This is a genomic window from Nocardia sp. NPDC006630 (assembly GCF_040611495.1).
GTDB lineage: Bacteria > Actinomycetota > Actinomycetes > Mycobacteriales > Mycobacteriaceae > Nocardia.
In genome coordinates this window covers 895,616-913,059 of record NZ_JBEXOK010000001.1, presented here as the reverse complement: position 1 = coordinate 913,059, position 17,444 = coordinate 895,616, and the positions used below count along the sequence as shown (strand labels likewise).

Annotated in this window: 1 protein-coding gene (cut by a window edge); it reads left to right on the top strand. The window is 67.9% G+C overall.

All coding sequences use genetic code 11. From position 1 onward, the window contains the following. Nucleotides 1-17,444 carry the final stretch of a non-ribosomal peptide synthase/polyketide synthase gene (locus ABZX86_RS04145; RefSeq protein ID WP_355119748.1) on the top strand. Its footprint begins 27,169 nt before the window's first position, so the window shows 17,444 of its 44,613 coding nt (coding positions 27,170-44,613); its start codon lies off the left edge, out of view; its stop codon occupies nt 17,442-17,444.

The following is a 17,444-nucleotide window of genomic DNA, read 5'->3' as shown; positions in this document are numbered from 1 at the left end:
GTGACCTGGTGGTCTGGACCGCCGCCGGTGAGCTGGAGTACTTGGGCCGCACCGATTTCCAGGTGAAGTTGCGTGGTCTGCGGATCGAGCTCGGTGAGATCGAGTCGGCGCTCACGGCCCATGAGTCGGTCGCGCAGGCCGTTGTGGTGTTGCGTTCGGATGCTCGTACCGGTGATCAGCTGGTCGGCTATGTCGTTCCGGCCGATGGTTCGGTGGAGGTGGATGCCTTGCGCGCCCACCTGTCGGAGCAGCTGCCCTCGTATATGGTTCCGGCTGCGTTCGTGGCCGTGGATGCGTTCCCGCTCAATGCGAACGGCAAGCTCGATCGTCGTGCTCTGCCCGAGCCGGAGTTCGCTGCTCGCGAGTTCCGTGCTCCGGCCACCCGTGCCGAGGAGATTGTCGCTGCGGTCTTCACCGAGGTGCTCGGTCTCGAGCTCCCGGTGGGTGCCGAGGACGACTTCTTCGAGCTGGGTGGCAACTCGCTCATCGCGACTCAGGTTGTCGCTCGACTCGGTGCGGCTCTTGATACCCGTGTGCCGGTGCGCACGCTGTTCGATGCCCCGACTGTGGCCGCTTTGGCGGCCCGTGTGCAGGCGCAGGCGGGCACCGGTAGCCGCAGCGAACTTGTGGCGCAGGAGCGTCCGGACGAGATTCCGCTGTCGTTGGCGCAGCAGCGCATGTGGTTCCTGAACCGTTTCGACACGGCTTCGGCTGTGAACAACATCCCGCTCGCGGTCCGCCTCACCGGCGACCTCGACGTGGATGCGCTGCTGGACGCCGTCGGCGATGTGCTGGAGCGGCACGAGGTGCTGCGCACCGTTTACCCGGAGAACACCGAAGGCCGTGGCGTGCAGGTCATCCTGCCCGCCGACCAGGTTCGCCTCGACACCCTGCTGCGTAGCGATGCGACCACCGCGGAGGAGACCGGCAACGCCGAATCGGGCGAGACCGAGAGCGCTTCGGCCCTCCCGGCCGTCGCGGGTAATGGCCTCGCGTCCATCGCTGTCACCGAATCGGAACTGCGCGAACGCATTGCCGAACTGGTGCTCACCGGCTTCGACGTCACCGTCGCGCCTCCGGTGCGCGCCGGACTGTTCCAGGTCGAAGACGCCGAACAGCCCACGCACGTCCTGGTTTTCGTGGTGCACCACATCTCCGGTGACGGCTGGTCGGTGCGTCCGCTGGCCCGCGACGTCATGCTCGCCTACGCCTCCCGCGCGAACGGTGCCGCACCGCAGTGGACTCCGCTGCCGGTGCAGTACGCCGACTTCGCACTGTGGCAGCGCGAGACCCTGGGTTCGGAAGAGGATTCCGGCTCGCTGATCTCCCAGCAGGTCGGCTACTGGTCGGATGCGCTGGCCGGTCTGCCGGACCAGATCGACCTGCCTTCGGATCGCCCGCGCCCCGCCGTGGCCTCCAACCGCGGTGGCGTGCACGAGTTCTCGGTCGACGCCGAACTGCTCAACGGACTGAACAACCTCGCCCGTGAGCACGGCGCGAGCCTGTTCATGGTGGTGCACGCCGCCTTCGCGGCACTGCTGGCCCGCCTGTCCGGCGGCGACGATATCGCCATCGGCACCGCGGTCGCCGGCCGTGGTGAGGCCGCGCTCGACGATGCCATCGGCATGTTCGTCAATACCCTGGTGCTGCGGACGCCGATCGATTCGGGGGAGAAGTTCACCGAACTGCTGGCCCGGACCAAGGACACCGACCTGTCGGCCTTCGGCCATGCCGATCTGCCGTTCGAGCGCCTGGTGGAGATTCTCAACCCGGCCCGCTCGCAGGCCCGGCATCCGCTGTTCCAGGTCATGCTGTCGTTCCAGAACACCGGCGAAGCCAGCTTCACGCTGCCGGGTCTGGAAGTGGCGGGCGTACCGCTGGATGTGGTCACCGCCAAGTTCGATCTGCACCTGAACCTTACCGAGCGGCTCGGCGCGGACGGCGTCATCGACGGTATGACCGCCGAATTCGCCTATGCCACCGATATTTTCGACGCCTCCACCATTGCCGCCTTCGCGGCTCGCCTGGTGCGCACGCTGACCGCCGTGGTCGCGGAGCCGAGCACGCTGGTCGGCGATATCGAGGTGCTCGACGATGCCGAGCGCCGCAAGGTGCTGCGGTCCTGGAACGCCACCGAGTACGACGTGACCCGGGTGGCTCTGGCCGGACGCAAGTCCGAGGCCGATGTGACCCTGGCGTCCATGTTCGCGACCCAGGCCGCGCAGACGCCGAAGGCCACCGCCGTGGTGTTCGAGGGGACGGCCCTCTCGTACGGTGAGTTCGCCTCCCGCGTCAACCAGCTGGCGCGGCACTTGATCGCCGAGGGTGTCGGACCGGATTCGTTTGTCGCCCTGGGCATGCGCCGTTCGCTCGATCTGGTGATCGGCATGTACGCCGTCATCGCCGCCGGTGGCGCGTACGTGCCGCTGGATCCGGATCATCCGGAGGAGCGCAACGGGTATGTGCTCGACACCGCCCAGCCGGTGTGCGTGCTCACCACCACCCGCGACGGTTTCGAATCCGGTACGCGCACACTGCGTATCGACGAGATCGACCTGTCGGAGTACTCGGACGCGCCGATCACCGACGCGGATCGCACTGCGCCGCTGCGGGAATCGCATACCGCGTACGTGATCTTCACCTCCGGCTCGACCGGGCGCCCGAAGGGGGTGGCGGTCACCCATGCCGCCATCGTCAACCGCCTGGTCTGGATGCAGACCGAGTACGGGCTGTTCGACGACGATGTGATCCTGCAGAAGACCCCGGCGACGTTCGACGTGTCGGTCTGGGAGTTCTTCTGGCCCTTGCAGGTCGGTGCGCAGCTGGTCGTCGCCAAGCCGGACGGTCACCGCGATCCGGCCTACCTGGCCGATCTCATCGCCGAATACGACGTCACCACAGCGCATTTCGTGCCGTCGATGATGTCGGTCTTCGTGGCTGAACCCAAGGCCGCCGAATGTGTGTCGCTGCGACAGGTTTTCGCCTCGGGTGAGGCGCTGCCCGCACCGACCGCGCACAAGCTGCTCGAGCTGACCGGCGCGCAACTGCACAACCTGTACGGCCCGACCGAAGCCGCCGTCGACGTCACCTATCACGAGGTGACGGCGGCCGACACCGTCTCGGTGCCGATCGGCCGCCCGGTCTTCAATACCCGTGTCTACGTGCTGGATGCGCGCCTGCACCCGGTCGCGCCGGGTGTCGCGGGTGAGCTGTACCTCGCGGGCGTCCAGCTGGCGCGCGGCTATGTCGCGCGTCCGGAACTGACCGCCGACCGCTTCGTCGCCGATCCGTTCCACCACGCCGCGCGCATGTACCGCACCGGCGACCTAGTGAAGTGGACCGGCGCGGGCGAGCTGGAATACCTGGGCCGCACCGACTTCCAGGTGAAGCTGCGCGGTCTGCGCATCGAGCTCGGCGAGATCGAAGCCGCCCTCACCGCCGTCGACTCCATTGCCCAGTCGGTGGTCGTGGTGCGCAGCGACGATCGTCTCGGCGATCAGCTTGTCGCCTATGTCATCCCCGCCGCGGGTCTGGCGGTGGACGTGGAGGGCGTGCGCGCCGAACTCGGCGATGCCCTGCCCGGCTATATGGTGCCGAACGCCTTCGTAGTGCTGGAGGCCTTCCCGCTCAATGCCTCCGGCAAGCTCGATCGCAAGAAGCTGCCCGCGCCGGTCTTCGAGGCCAAGGTCTTCCGGGCCCCGTCCACCCCGATCGAAGAGATCGTGGCCGGCACCTTCTCCGATGTGCTCGGCGTCGGCCGCGTCGGTGTCGACGACGACTTCTTCGAGCTCGGCGGCAACTCGCTCATCGCCACCCAGGTGACCGCGCGCCTCGGCGCGGCCCTGGACATCCAGCTGGCCGTGCGCGATCTGTTCGAAGCCTCCACGGTGGCGGCGCTGGCCGCCCGGGTGGAGCGGGCCGCCGGTTCCGGCCGGGCCCGTCCGCGCCTGGTCGCCGGTGAGCGTCCGGACAATCTGCCGCTCTCCCCGGCGCAGCAGCGCTACTGGTTCCTGAACCAGTTCGACACCAGTACCTCAGCGGTGGACAACATTCCGCTCGCGGTGCGGCTCATCGGCGCGCTCGATCTCACCGCCATGAAGCTGGCCATCGGCGATGTGATCAACCGGCACGAGGTGCTGCGCACCGTCTACCCGCGTTCGGCCGACGGCCCGCACCAGGTCATCCTGCCCGCGACGCAGACCGATCTGTCGCTGGTTCCCGAGGCGGTCGCCGAGGACGATCTGCTGGGCAAGGTCATCGAATTCGCCATGACCACCTTCGACGTCACCGTCGAGGTGCCGCTCGCGGTGAAGCTGTTCCGCATCGCTCCCCCTCTCGGCGCTTCCGACAGCGATACCGAAGAGCATGTGCTGGCCTTCACCATCCATCACGTCTCCGCCGACGGTTCCTCCATGGGCCCGATGGCGCGCGATGTCATGGCCGCCTATGTGGCGCGCGCCAATGGCGAAGCCCCGCAGTGGGCTCCGCTGCCGGTGCAGTACGGCGACTACGCGCTGTGGCAGCGCACGGTGCTGGGTTCGGAAGAGGATCCGGAATCGCTTGCCGCACAGCAGGTCGGCTACTGGACCCGGGCGCTCGCCGAACTGCCCGATCAGCTGGAACTGCCGACCGATCGGCCGCGCCCGCCCGCGCAGTCGTTCCACGGCAAGGCGCTGCGCTTCGACATCGACGCCGGACGGCACGCCAGGCTGCACGAGTTGGCGCGCGCCAATAACGCGTCGCTGTTCATGGTGGTGCACGCGGCGCTGGCGGTACTGCTGTCGCGCCTGTCCGGCAGTGACGATATTGCCGTCGGCACCCCGATCGCGGGCCGTGGTGAGCGCGAACTCGACGATCTCATCGGCATGTTCGTGAACACGCTGGTGTTCCGCACCCGCATCGATCGCGCGGTGACCTTCGCCGATGTGCTCGCCGAGGTGCGCGAACGCGATCTGGAAGCCTTCGCCAATGGTGAGGTGCCATTCGAGCGCCTGGTCGAGGTGCTCAACCCGGTGCGCTCCAATGCGCGCAATCCGCTGTTCCAGGTGGGTCTTTCGTTCCAGAACCTGGCCGAGACCGCCTTCGAACTGCCGGGCCTGCACGTCAGCGCGGTGCAGTTCGAATCGCAGCTGGCCAAGACCGATCTGCATGTGACGCTCTACGACCGGTACACCGATGACGGCGCGCCGGCCGAGATCCTCACCGAATTCGGTTATGCCACCGACCTGTTCGACGAATCCACCGTGCGCGGATTCGCCGACCGGTTCCTGCGGGTGCTCGATGCCGTCCTCGAGGACGCCACCGCCACGGTCGGCGAGATCGATATTCTCGATGCCGCGGAGAACGACCGAATCCTGCTGCAGTGGAACAACACCGCACAGGATGTCGCCGAGGTGTTCCCGGACGGCGCGACCGCCACCCTGGTCACGCTGCTCGACGCCGCCGTCGCCGCCGACCCGAAGGCCGTCGCCCTGGTGGCGGACACCGCCGACGGGGTCGAAACGCTGACCTACCGCGAGCTCGACGCGCGAGTCAACCGCCTGGCCCGCGAGCTCATCGTCCGCGGCATCGGCGCGGAAGACCGTGTGGGCCTTGCCATCCGGCGCTCCGCGGACCTGGTCGTCGCCATGTACGCCATTGCCAAGTCCGGCGCGGCGTATGTGCCGATCGATCCAGATCAGCCGGCCGACCGCACCAACTACATTCTCGAAATCGCCGCCCCCGCCTGCGTGCTCACCACCAGCCGTGACGGGTTCGTCATCGCTGCCGAGGGTGACGCCGCCGGTATCGGCGCGATCGAGGTGCTGGCCATCGACGAGCTGGAGCTGTCGGGTTACTCCGATAAGCCGATCGCCACCGCCGAGCGGGTGCGGGAGCTGACGGCCGCCAATACGGCGTACATCATCTTCACGTCCGGTTCGACCGGTCGCCCGAAGGGTGTGGCGCTGCCGCACGGCGCCGTGGTCAACCAGTTGCTGTGGAAGACCACCGAATTCGGCCTCGATCCGGCCGATGCGGTGCTGCTCAAGACCGCTGCGACCTTCGACCTCTCGGTGTGGGAATTCTGGTCCGCCGCCGCCTGCGGTGGCCGCCTGGTCATCGCGCAGCCGCACGGGCATCGGGATCCGGCGTACCTGAACGAGCTCATCGCCCGGGAATGGGTGACCACGCTGCACGTGGTGCCGTCCATGCTGGACGCACTGCTGGCCGACGGCCTGCCGGATTCGCTGTGGCGCATTCTCGCCATCGGTGAGGCGCTGCCCGCTCCGCTGGCACAGCGGGTCCGTGCCGAGCGGCCGCGTACCGAGCTGTTCAACCTGTACGGCCCGACCGAGGCCGCGGTCTCGATCACCAGCCACCGGGTGACCGATGCCGACGAGATGTCGGTATCTATCGGTTCGCCCGAGTGGAACAGCCAGGTGTACGTACTGGATTCGCGCCTGCGGCCGGTGCCGGTGGGCGTGTCCGGTGAGCTCTACCTGGCCGGTGCGCAGCTGGCGCGCGGTTACTACGGCCGCGCCGATCTGACCTCGGATCGGTTCGTGGCGAACCCGTTCGGTACCGGCGGTGCTCGTATGTACCGCACCGGTGACCTGGTGGCCTGGAATGCCGCCGGTGAGCTGGAGTACCGGGGCCGCACCGACTTCCAGGTGAAGATCCGCGGCTTCCGCATCGAGCTCGGCGATATCGAATCGGCGCTGCTGCGCCAGTCGGCCATCGCCTCCGCTGCCGTTGTCGCACACCAGGATCCGGCGCTCGGTGACCGCCTCGTCGCCTACGTCGTCGCCGCTGCGCCTAATACGGCGTCCACGGGTCCCTCCATGGTTACGCAGGCTGCCGCCTCCGGGCCCGTCGCTCCCGCCGGCGGCGAAATCGACAAGCAGGCAATGCAATCGGCGCTGTCGGCGGAGCTGCCGTCGTACATGGTGCCGTCGGTCTTCATGCAGATCGACGCGCTGCCGCTGAACGCCAATGGCAAGCTCGATCGCAAGGCGCTGCCCGCGCCCAGCTTCGAGAAGGCGGTCTTCCGCGCACCCGTCACCCCGATCGAGCAGATCGTGGCCGGCGTGTTCGCGGACGTGCTGCACATCGAGGGTGGTCGCATCGGTCTCGATGACGACTTCTTCGCCTGGGGCGGTAACTCACTGCTGGCCACCCAGGTCGCGGCCCGCCTCGGCGAGGCGCTGAACACCCGGGTGCCGGTGCGCCTGATGTTCGAGGCGACCACCGTATCCGCCCTGGCGGCGCGGGTGGAGCACGATGCCGGTGCGGGCGGCCGCAAGGCGCTCACCGCCGGGCCGCGCCCCGACAGCATTCCGCTCTCGCTGGCGCAGCAGCGCATGTGGTTCCTCAACCGCTTCGACAATCAGTCGGCGGCCTACAACGTGCCGGTCGCGGTGCGCCTGTCCGGCGCCCTCGATGTGGACGCGCTGCGCGCCGCGATTGTGGATGTTGTTGCCCGCCACGAGATTCTGCGGACCGTGTACCCGCAGACCGAGACCGGTCCGGTGCAGGTCATCCTGTCGACCGCACAGGCCGTGCCCGAGCTCGAGGTGCGCACCGTCGGCGCCGACGAGGTCGCCGCCGCCGTGGTGGCTTTGACCTCCACGGTCTTCGACGTCACCACCGAGGTGCCGCTGAAGGTGGCGCTGTTCCGCATCGGCGATGACGAATCCACCGAGTACGTTCTGGCCCTGGCGATTCACCACATCTCCGGTGACGGCTCCTCGGTCGGCCCGCTGACCCGCGATCTGATGATGGCCTACGCCGCCCGCTCCATCGGGCAGCGTCCGGGCTGGTCCAAGCTCGCGGTGCAGTACGCCGACTACTCCATCTGGCAGCGCGATCTGCTGGGCAGCGAGGACGATCCGGAATCGCTGTCGACCAAGCAGGTCGCCTACTGGAAGTCGGCGCTGGCCGAGCTGCCGGATCAGCTGGATCTGCCGTCCGATCGTCCGCGCCCGGCGGTGCAGTCCTTCGCCGGTGGCAAGGTCGAACTGCGCATCGATGCCGAAATGCACCGTGCGCTGGTCGATCTGGCCCGGGCCGAGGGTGCGACGCTGTTCATGGTCGTGCACACCGCGCTCGCGGTGCTGCTGGCCCGGCTGTCCGGCACCGACGACATCGCCATCGGCACCCCGATGGCCGGTCGCGGCGAGGCCGTGCTCGACGACCTCATCGGCATGTTCGTCAATACCCTGGTCTTCCGCACCCGGGTCGACACCGATGCCGCGTTCACCCAGCTGCTGGCCCGCCAGCGCGAGACCGACATCCAGGCGTTCGCCAATGCCGATGTGCCGTTCGAGCGCCTGGTCGAGGTGCTCAATCCGGTGCGTTCCACGGCACGGCATCCGCTGTTCCAGGTGGGCCTGTCGTTCCAGAACCTGGCGCAGTCCAACCTCGAACTGCCTGGTCTGACCGTCTCCGGTCTGGATATCGATACCCAGATCTCGCAGTTCGATCTGCATCTGATCGCCACCGACCGGTACGAAGAGGCGGGCACGCCGGTGGGTATCACCGGTCTGTTCACCTACGCGACCGATCTTTTCGACCATGCGACCGTGCAGGGCTTCGTCGACCGCTTCGTGCGACTGCTCGGTGCGATCACCGCCGCGCCGCATACGGCGGTGGGCGATATCGAGCTGCTGGCCGCGGCCGAGCGCACCGATCTGCTGAGCGATCGCAATGCGACTGCGCACGAGACGGATTCGGCCGCGACGCTGGTATCGCTGCTCGATGCGACGGTGGCGGCCATTCCGACCGCTGTTGCGCTGATCGGGCCCGATGGTGAGGTGCTCACCTACGCCGAGCTCGGTATCCGGGTGAATCGTCTTGCCCGGCACCTGATCTCGATCGGTGTCGGCCCGGAGTCGCGGGTCGCGCTGGCGCTGCGGCGTTCGGTGGATCTGGTTGTCGCGATGTACGCGGTGTCGGCTGCCGGTGGTGCGTATGTGCCGGTGGATCCCGACCAGCCTGCCGAGCGCACGGACTACATTCTCGAGACCGCTGCTCCGGTGTGTGTGCTGACCAATGCCGAAGCCCGCTTCAGTACCGAGGCCGCGCCGCTGGTGCGCTTGGATCAGCTGGCGTTGGAATCGCTTGCGGTCGAGCCTATTACCGATGCGGAGCGGGTGTCGCCGCTGTTGCCGTCGCATACCGCGTACGTGATCTTCACGTCCGGTTCGACCGGTCGACCGAAGGGTGTGGCGTTGCCGCATGCTGCGGTGGCGAACCAGTTGCAGTGGAAGACCGCCGAATTCGGCCTCGGCGCCGACGACGCGGTCTTGTTGAAGACTGCCGCCACCTTCGACCTTTCGGTCTGGGAGTTCTGGTCGGCCGCCGTGTGTGGCGGTCGTCTGGTCATCGCCTCTCCCGATGGTCATCGGGATCCGGCGTATCTGAACGAGTTGATGGCTCGTGAGCTGGTGACCACATTGCATGCGGTGCCGTCGATGCTGGACGCGCTGCTGACCGAATCCGGTGGTGCGCTGACGCGTTCGTTGCGGCGGGTGCTGGCGATCGGTGAGGCGCTGCCCGCGACCGTGGCCCAGCGCTTCCGCAGGGCCAACCCGTCCGCGCAGCTGTTCAATCTGTACGGCCCGACCGAGGCCGCGGTGTCCATCACCTCGCACCTGGTCACCGATGCCGATCAGGGCTCGGTCTCCATCGGTGCGCCGGAGTGGAACAGCCAGGTCTACGTGCTCGATTCACGCCTGCACCCGGTTGCCGCAGGTGTCTCGGGTGAGCTGTATCTGGCGGGTGCGCAGCTGGCGCGCGGTTACTTCGGCCGTGCGGATCTGACAGCTGATCGCTTCGTGGCCAACCCGTTCGGCAACGGCGAGCGCATGTACCGCACCGGTGACCTCGTCGCCTGGGCAGCGAACGGTGAGCTCGAATATCGCGGTCGTACCGACTTCCAGGTGAAGATCCGCGGCTTCCGTATCGAGCTCGGTGAGATCGAGGCGGCTTTGCTGGCCATGCCGGAGATCGCGCAGGTTGCGGTGCTGGCCAAGTCGGATCAGCGCACCGGCGATCGCCTGGTCGCCTACCTGGTACCGTCCGACCTCGCCGCGAGCGTGGAAGTGACACAGGCGAAGTCTGTCCTGTCGGCGGCGCTGCCGTCGTACATGGTGCCGTCGGCGTTCGTGGTCCTGGACGCCCTGCCGCTGAACGTCAACGGCAAGCTGGATCGAAAGGCCCTGCCGGAGCCCGAGTTCGAGACCCAGGCCTTCCGTGCCCCGTCCACCCCGATCGAAGAGATCGTGGCCGGCGTGTTCACCGAGGTCCTCGGCGCCGAACGGGTCGGCGCGGACGACGACTTCTTCGCCCTCGGCGGAAACTCGCTGCTGGCAACGCAGGTCGCCGCTCGCCTCGGCGCGGCGCTGGACAGCCGGGTTCCGGTCCGGACCCTGTTCGAGGCCTCCACGGTCGCCGGACTGGCCATCAAGCTGGAACTGCACGCCGGTTCCGGTGATCGCCGTCCGCTGGTCGCGCAGGAGCGCCCGGCCTCGGTGCCGCTGTCGCTGGCACAGCAGCGCATGTGGTTCCTCAACCAGTTCGACATCACCTCGGCGGCCTACAACATTCCGGTCGCAGTCCGCCTCACCGGCGAACTGGATACGGACGCGCTGCAGCAGGCCGTCGCCGATGTGATCGGCCGCCACGAGACGCTGCGGACCATCTACCCGCAGGCCGACGGCGCCGCCACCCAGGTGATCGTGACCGCCGCACAGGCGATTCCGGATCTCACGCCGATCACGGTGACCGCCGAATCGGTGCGTGACCGGATTGCCGAGCTCATCTCCACCGGCTTCGACGTGACGGCGGAGGTGCCGTTGCGCGCCAAGCTGTTCCGCGTCGAGACCCCCGCTGTCGCGGAGTCGCTCGGTGCGCACGAGGCCGCGTTCCTGGACGTGGCGGACGCCTTCGAGGCCGCCACCCTGCGGGCCGTCGGCGCACATGCGGCCGTCGCGCTGGGCATGGTCCGGACTCCGGTCCCGGCCGAGCCGGTCATCGAGCACGTCCTGGTGTTCGTGGCGCATCACATCAGCGCGGACGGCTGGTCCATGGGCCCGCTCACCCGCGATGTGATGATCGCGTACGCGGCGCGCGCCAATGGCGTCACGCCCGGCTGGGCGCCGATGCCGGTGCAGTACGCCGACTACTCGATCTGGCAGCGGGCGGTGCTCGGTTCCGAACAGGATCCCGAGAGCCTCATCTCCGCGCAGGCCGACTACTGGCGCACCGCGCTGGCGGATCTGCCCGATGAGCTCAATCTGCCGTCCGACCGTCCGCGGCCGAACGCGCAGTCCTTCCGCGGCGGCAAGGTGCACTTCCCCATCGGGGCCGGACTGCACCGCGGCCTGCAGAGCATTGCCCGCGAACAGGGCGCGACCATGTTCATGGTGGTGCACGCCGCGCTGGCGGTATTCCTCTCGCGCCTGTCGGGCACCGAGGACATCGCCATCGGCACCCCGATCGCGGGTCGCGGCGAGGCCGAACTCGACAATGTGATCGGCATGTTCGTCAATACCCTGGTGCTGCGCACCGAGGTGGACGCGGATCTGACCTTCGCGCAGCTGCTGGCGCGTGCCAAGGATGCGGATCTGCAGGCCTTCGCACACGCGGATATTCCGTTCGAGCGGCTTGTGGAGGTCATCAATCCGGAGCGCTCGACCGCGCGCCACCCGCTGTTCCAGGTGGTGCTGTCGTTCGAGAACCTGCCGGACAGCACCTTCGAACTGCCCGGATTGCGGGTCGCCGCCGTCGATTTCGAGAACGAGACGGCCAAGTTCGATCTGTCGCTGACGATTACCGAGGCGGGCGCGGCCGGCGAGGGCATGTACGCCGAATTCGCCTTCGCCCGTGACCTGTTCGACGACGCCACCGTCGAACGCTTCGCACAGCGCTTCACCAGGCTGCTGGAGCAGATCACCGCGCGGCCGCAGCTGCCGGTCGGCGATCTGCAGCTGCTGTCGGCCGCCGAGCGCGCGGATCTGCTGTCGCGCAATGGCGGACCGGCCGTGCAGCCGCTGACCCTGCCCGAGATCATGGGCAATGCGGTCGCCGCCAACCCGGTCGGCGAGGCCGTGGTCTTCGACGGTCAGGTGCTCGGTTACGCCGAACTCGACGCGGCCTCCTCCCGCCTGGCGCGCATGCTCATCGAGCGGGGCGCCGGACCGGATGTGCGGGTGGCCGTGGCCATTCCGCGCTCGTTCGAATCGGTGCTCGCGGTGTGGGCCGTGGCCAAGTCGGGTGCGGCGTTCGTACCGGTCGATCCGGCCTATCCGGCCGATCGCATCGCGCATATGATCTCCGATTCCGGTGCGGTACTGGGTCTTACGCTGAGTGACGAGCTGGCGGCGCTGCCGCCGGTGGTCAGCCTGGCCGGGTGGATCTCGCTCGACGACCCGCTGGTCATCGCCGAGATCGAATCGCATTCGCCTGCGGCCGTGACCGATGCCGAGCGGTGGGCCCCGATCCGGCCCGCACATGCGGCGTACGTCATCTACACCTCGGGTTCGACGGGTCTGCCCAAGGGTGTTGTGGTGACCCATGCGGGTCTGGCCAACTTCAGCCGCGAACAGGTCGAGCGCTATCGCCTCGACTCCACTTCGCGCGCACTGGCATTCGCGTCACCGTCCTTCGACGCCTCGGTGCTCGAGCTGCTGCTGGCGCTCGGCGCGGGCGGCACGCTGGTGGTGGTCCCGCCGGGTACCTACGGCGGCGACGAGCTCGGTGAGCTGATCGCCCGCGAGCGGGTCACGGTCGGCCTCATCACGCCGTCGGTCCTGGCTTCGCTGGAGCCGTCGCAGCTGGCGAGCATGGAGGTCATCATCGCCGGTGGCGAGGCCGTCTCGGCGGACCTCGTCGCCAAGTGGTCGGTGAATCCGGCCGGGCCGCGCCGTTTCCACAATGCCTACGGTCCGACCGAGGCCACCATCGCCACCAATATCAGTGCGGCGCTGGCGCCCGGGGACACCGTTGTCATCGGTGGTCCGGTGCGCGGTATGCGGGCCATGGTGCTGGACGCACGCCTGCACCCGGTGTCCGAGGGTGTCGCGGGCGAGCTGTACGTGGCCGGTCTGCAACTGGCGCGGGGCTACCACGCCCGGCCGGGTCTGACCTCGGAGCGGTTTGTCGCCGATCCGTACGGTGAGCCGGGTCAGCGCCTGTACCGCACCGGTGACGTGGTGCGCTGGCGTCGTGACGCCAAGGGCAGCGCCGTGGTGGAGTACGTGGGCCGCAATGACTTCCAGGTCAAGGTGCGCGGTTTCCGTATCGAACTGGGCGAGATCGACGCGGCGCTCATGTCGCACGAGAGTGTGGACTTCGCGGTCACGGTCGGGCACAAGACCGATATCGGCACTACCATGCTGGCGGCCTATGTGCGGCCGGTCGACGGTGCGGTCATCGATATCGCGGCGCTGACCGAGCATGCCGCGGCGCGGTTGCCGGAATACATGGTGCCGACCGCCATTACGGTGCTGGACCAGATTCCGCTGACCCCGGCGGGCAAGCTGGACCGGCGCGCACTGCCGGAACCGGTGCTCGCACCGCGCGAATTCCGGGCTCCGGTCAGCGATATCGAGGCCCTGATCGCCGAGGTGTTCGCCGAGGTCCTGGGTGTGGATCAGGTCGGCGCGGACGATTCGTTCTTCGCGCTCGGCGGCGACTCCATTCTCTCGATCCAGCTGGTGTCGCGGGCCAAGGCACGCGGCATCCTGTTCACGCCTCGTGAGGTCTTCGAGAAGCGCAGTGTGGCCGGGCTGGCCGAAGTCGCTGTGCTGGGCGGGGATAACGAGCAGGAGCGGCTGGCAGAGCTGCCCGGCGGCGGGGTCGGCGATATTCCGCTGACGCCGATCATGACGGCGATTCTGTCGAGTGGTTCGACGTACCAGCGGTTCTCGCAGTCCATGGCGCTGCGCCTGCCCGACGGCATCGATCGCAAGGTGCTGGTCGGCACGCTCGCGGCGGTCTTCGATCACCACGATGTGCTGCGGTCGCGACTGCGCGGAAGCGAAAGCGCCGGTTGGGAATTCGAGGCGCTGCCGCGCGGTGGCGTCGATGTGGATGCCCTGGTGCACCGCGTCGAGGTCGCCGCCGATATCACCGATGCCGAGCTGTCTCGCGTTGCCAGCCTCGAACTCGATGCGGCTCTGGGTCGTCTCGATCCGGCGCAGGCCTCCATGATGCAGTTCGTCTGGTTCGCGTTCGGCGCGGGCCGGCCGGATGTGCTGCTCGTCGCCGCGCACCACTTCGTGGTCGACGGCGTCTCCTGGCGCATTCTGATTCCGGACCTCGCGGTGGCGTGGTCGCAGCTGGCGTTCGATCAGCCGGTCGCGCTGCCCGCCAACGGCACCTCCATGCGGCGCTGGGCGCATGCCCTCGTCGATGCGGCCGTCGCGCCGGAACGTGTTGCGGAACTGTCGTTCTGGCAGGGCGTGGTGGAGACCGCGGATCCGCTGCTGGGCGCTCGCGAGTTCGATGCGGCGGTGGATACCTTCGCCACCGTCGAACGCGTCGAGGTCACGGTGCCCGCCGCGGTCACCGATGCGGTGCTCACCTCGATTCCGGGTCGGTACCGGGGTGGCGTCAATGACGGTCTGCTGTCGGCGCTGGCCATGGCGGTCGCGCGCTGGCGTGGCAACGGCAATGATGCCGCGCTGATCAAGCTCGAGGGTCACGGCCGTGAAGAGGAAGTTGTCGCGGGCGCGGATCTTTCGCGCACGGTCGGCTGGTTCACCAGTGCCTATCCGGTGCGGTTAGATCTGGCCGGGGCCGATCTCGATGACGCCTTCGCGGGTGGAAATGCCCTGGGCGACATTGTGAAATCGGTGAAGGAGCAGCTGCTCGCCGTGCCCGACAAGGGTCTCGGCTACGGTCTGCTGCGCTATCTGAACCCGGAGACGGCGCCGCAGCTGCGCAGTGTCGGCCAGATCAGTTTCAACTACCTGGGTCGCGTATCCACCGGTGAAGTGCCCGAACAGCTTTCGGAGCTGGGCTGGGTGCCGGTGGCCGATCTCGGGCAGCTGGACGCGGAGATGGATCTGGACATGCCCGCCAATGCCACCCTCGATATCAATGCCATCGTCACCGACGGCGAGGACGGCCCGCAGCTGGGCGCGGCCTTCGCCTTCCCGACCGGACTGCTGACCCGCGAGCGGGTGCAGGAGTTCGCCGATCTGTTCGTGGCGGCGCTGACGGCGCTGGCCGAGCATGCCCGGCGGCCCGACGCCGGTGGCTTCACACCGTCGGATATGGCGCTGGTCAAGGTGACTCAGAGCGATATCGAAGGCTGGGAGCGGACCTATCCGGCCATGACCGAGGTGTGGCCGCTCTCGCCGCTGCAGTCCGGTCTGCTGTTCCAGGCCATGATGTCGCAGAGCCGGCAGGCCGTGGACGTCTACACCATGCAGGCGGTCCTGGATCTGAACGGCGTTGTCGATACCGAGCGACTGCACGCGGCCGCACAGGCCATCGTCGACCGGTACCCGAGCCTGCGGACGGCGTTCGTCACCGATGCCGCGGGTCAGGCGCATCAGGTCGTGATGGATCGGGTCGAGGCGCCGTGGCGGATTGTCGATCTCACCGATATGCCGGAGGTGGAACGCGTTTCGCGGATGCGGGAGCTGATCGACGCCGATCGCGCCGAGCACTTCGATCTGGCGGCCGCGCCGCTCATGCGGTTCACGCTGTTCCGCACCGCGGATGATCAGTGGAACCTTGTGATCACCACCCACCACATTCTGGTGGACGGCTGGTCCATGCCGCTGCTCATGCGCGATCTGCTGGTGCTGTACGCGGTGCGCGGGGATCTGTCCGCGCTGCCGCGGGTGGCGTCCTACCGGAACTACCTGGCCTGGCTGGCCGGGCGGGATCGTCAGGAATCATTGCGGGCGTGGACCCGCGCGCTCGCCGGTGTGTCCGAGCCGACCCAGCTCGCACCCGCCGGTCGTGCCGATGAGCAGTACGAGATCGGGCGGCACGTCCTCGAGGTCGATGCCGAACGCACCCGTCAGCTCAGCAAGCGGGCCGCGGAACTCAGCGTCACCGTCAATACGCTGGTGCAGACGGCGTGGGCCATTCTCATCGGACGCCTCACCGGGCGTGGCGATGTGGTGTTCGGCGCCACCGTTTCCGGACGTCCGGCCGATCTGGCGGGCGTGGAATCCATGGTGGGGCTGTTCATCAACACGGTGCCCGTGCGCATTCGCATCGATGACCGCCTCACCCTCGGCGGCATGCTGGAGCGGGTGCAGGTCGAGCAGGCAGATCTGCTGGATCACCACTACATCGGGTTGACCGAGATTCAGCAATTGGCCGGTGCCGGAGCGGAATTCGATACTCTCGTGGTGTTCGAGTCCTATCCGGTGGACAAGGACGCGATCGCCGCGGCCAGCTCCATCGACGGTATGTCGGTGAACGGTGTCGGCATGAACGACGACACCCACTACCCGATGACGCTGGTGGTCATGGCCAGCGAGACCATCGAGATCTCCATGCGCTATCTCGATACCCGCTTCACCGCCGATGAGGTCGAAACCCTTGCGGCGCGGTTGAATCGGGTGCTGGACTCGCTGCTGGGCGAGCCGTCGGCGCTGGTCGGTGACATCGATATCCTCGATGAGACCGAGCGCGCTCGCATCCTCGCCGAAAGTGCGGTCACCGCACCGGATTCCGCGGTGGAACCGGCTCGGGTCGGTGCGCGCACCGTGGCCAATGTGCTGGCCGAAGTGGTGGAAGAGGATCCGCAGGCCCCCGCTCTCCTGCGGGACGGTCAGGAAACCGCGTACCACGTCCTCGACCGCCGCTCCTCCCAGCTGGCACGACTGCTCATCGACCGCGGGGCGGGCCCCGGTGACATTGTCGCCGTCGCGCTGCCGCGCTCGGTCGATGCGGTGGTCGCGGTGTGGGCGATCCAGAAGTCCGGCGCCGCAGCGCTGTTCGCCGACGGCATGTCCTTCGGCGATATCCTCGCGGCGGGCGCCAACTTCGGCATAGCCAAGGAACCGGCGGCCAGTTCGGTCCGCTGGCTGGTCCCCTCCGACCCCAAGGTCCAGGCCGATCTGACCGCTCTCCCCGCGCACCCGGTCACCTACACCGACCGGGTCCGCCCCCTCGCCGAATCCGACCCGGCCTTCGTCTACCGCGCTCCCTCCGGCGCCTGGGCCACCCTCACCCAGACCGAAGCCCTCGACCGCGCCACCACCCTGCGCGCCGATCATGAAATCGACTACGAATCGACGACGTTCACCACCGCGACAGCGGGCCTGCCCGCCGTGGACGAATTCCTCACCTCCGCCACCGCCGGCGCCCTCTCGGTCCTCCCGACCGAGGACCTCGCCACCGATCTCGACGAGGGTGAAGTAACCCACTGGTTCACCACCGCCGCAGATCAGACGGATGAGGCTCCCGAAGAAGTCCGCATCATCCCCGACTAG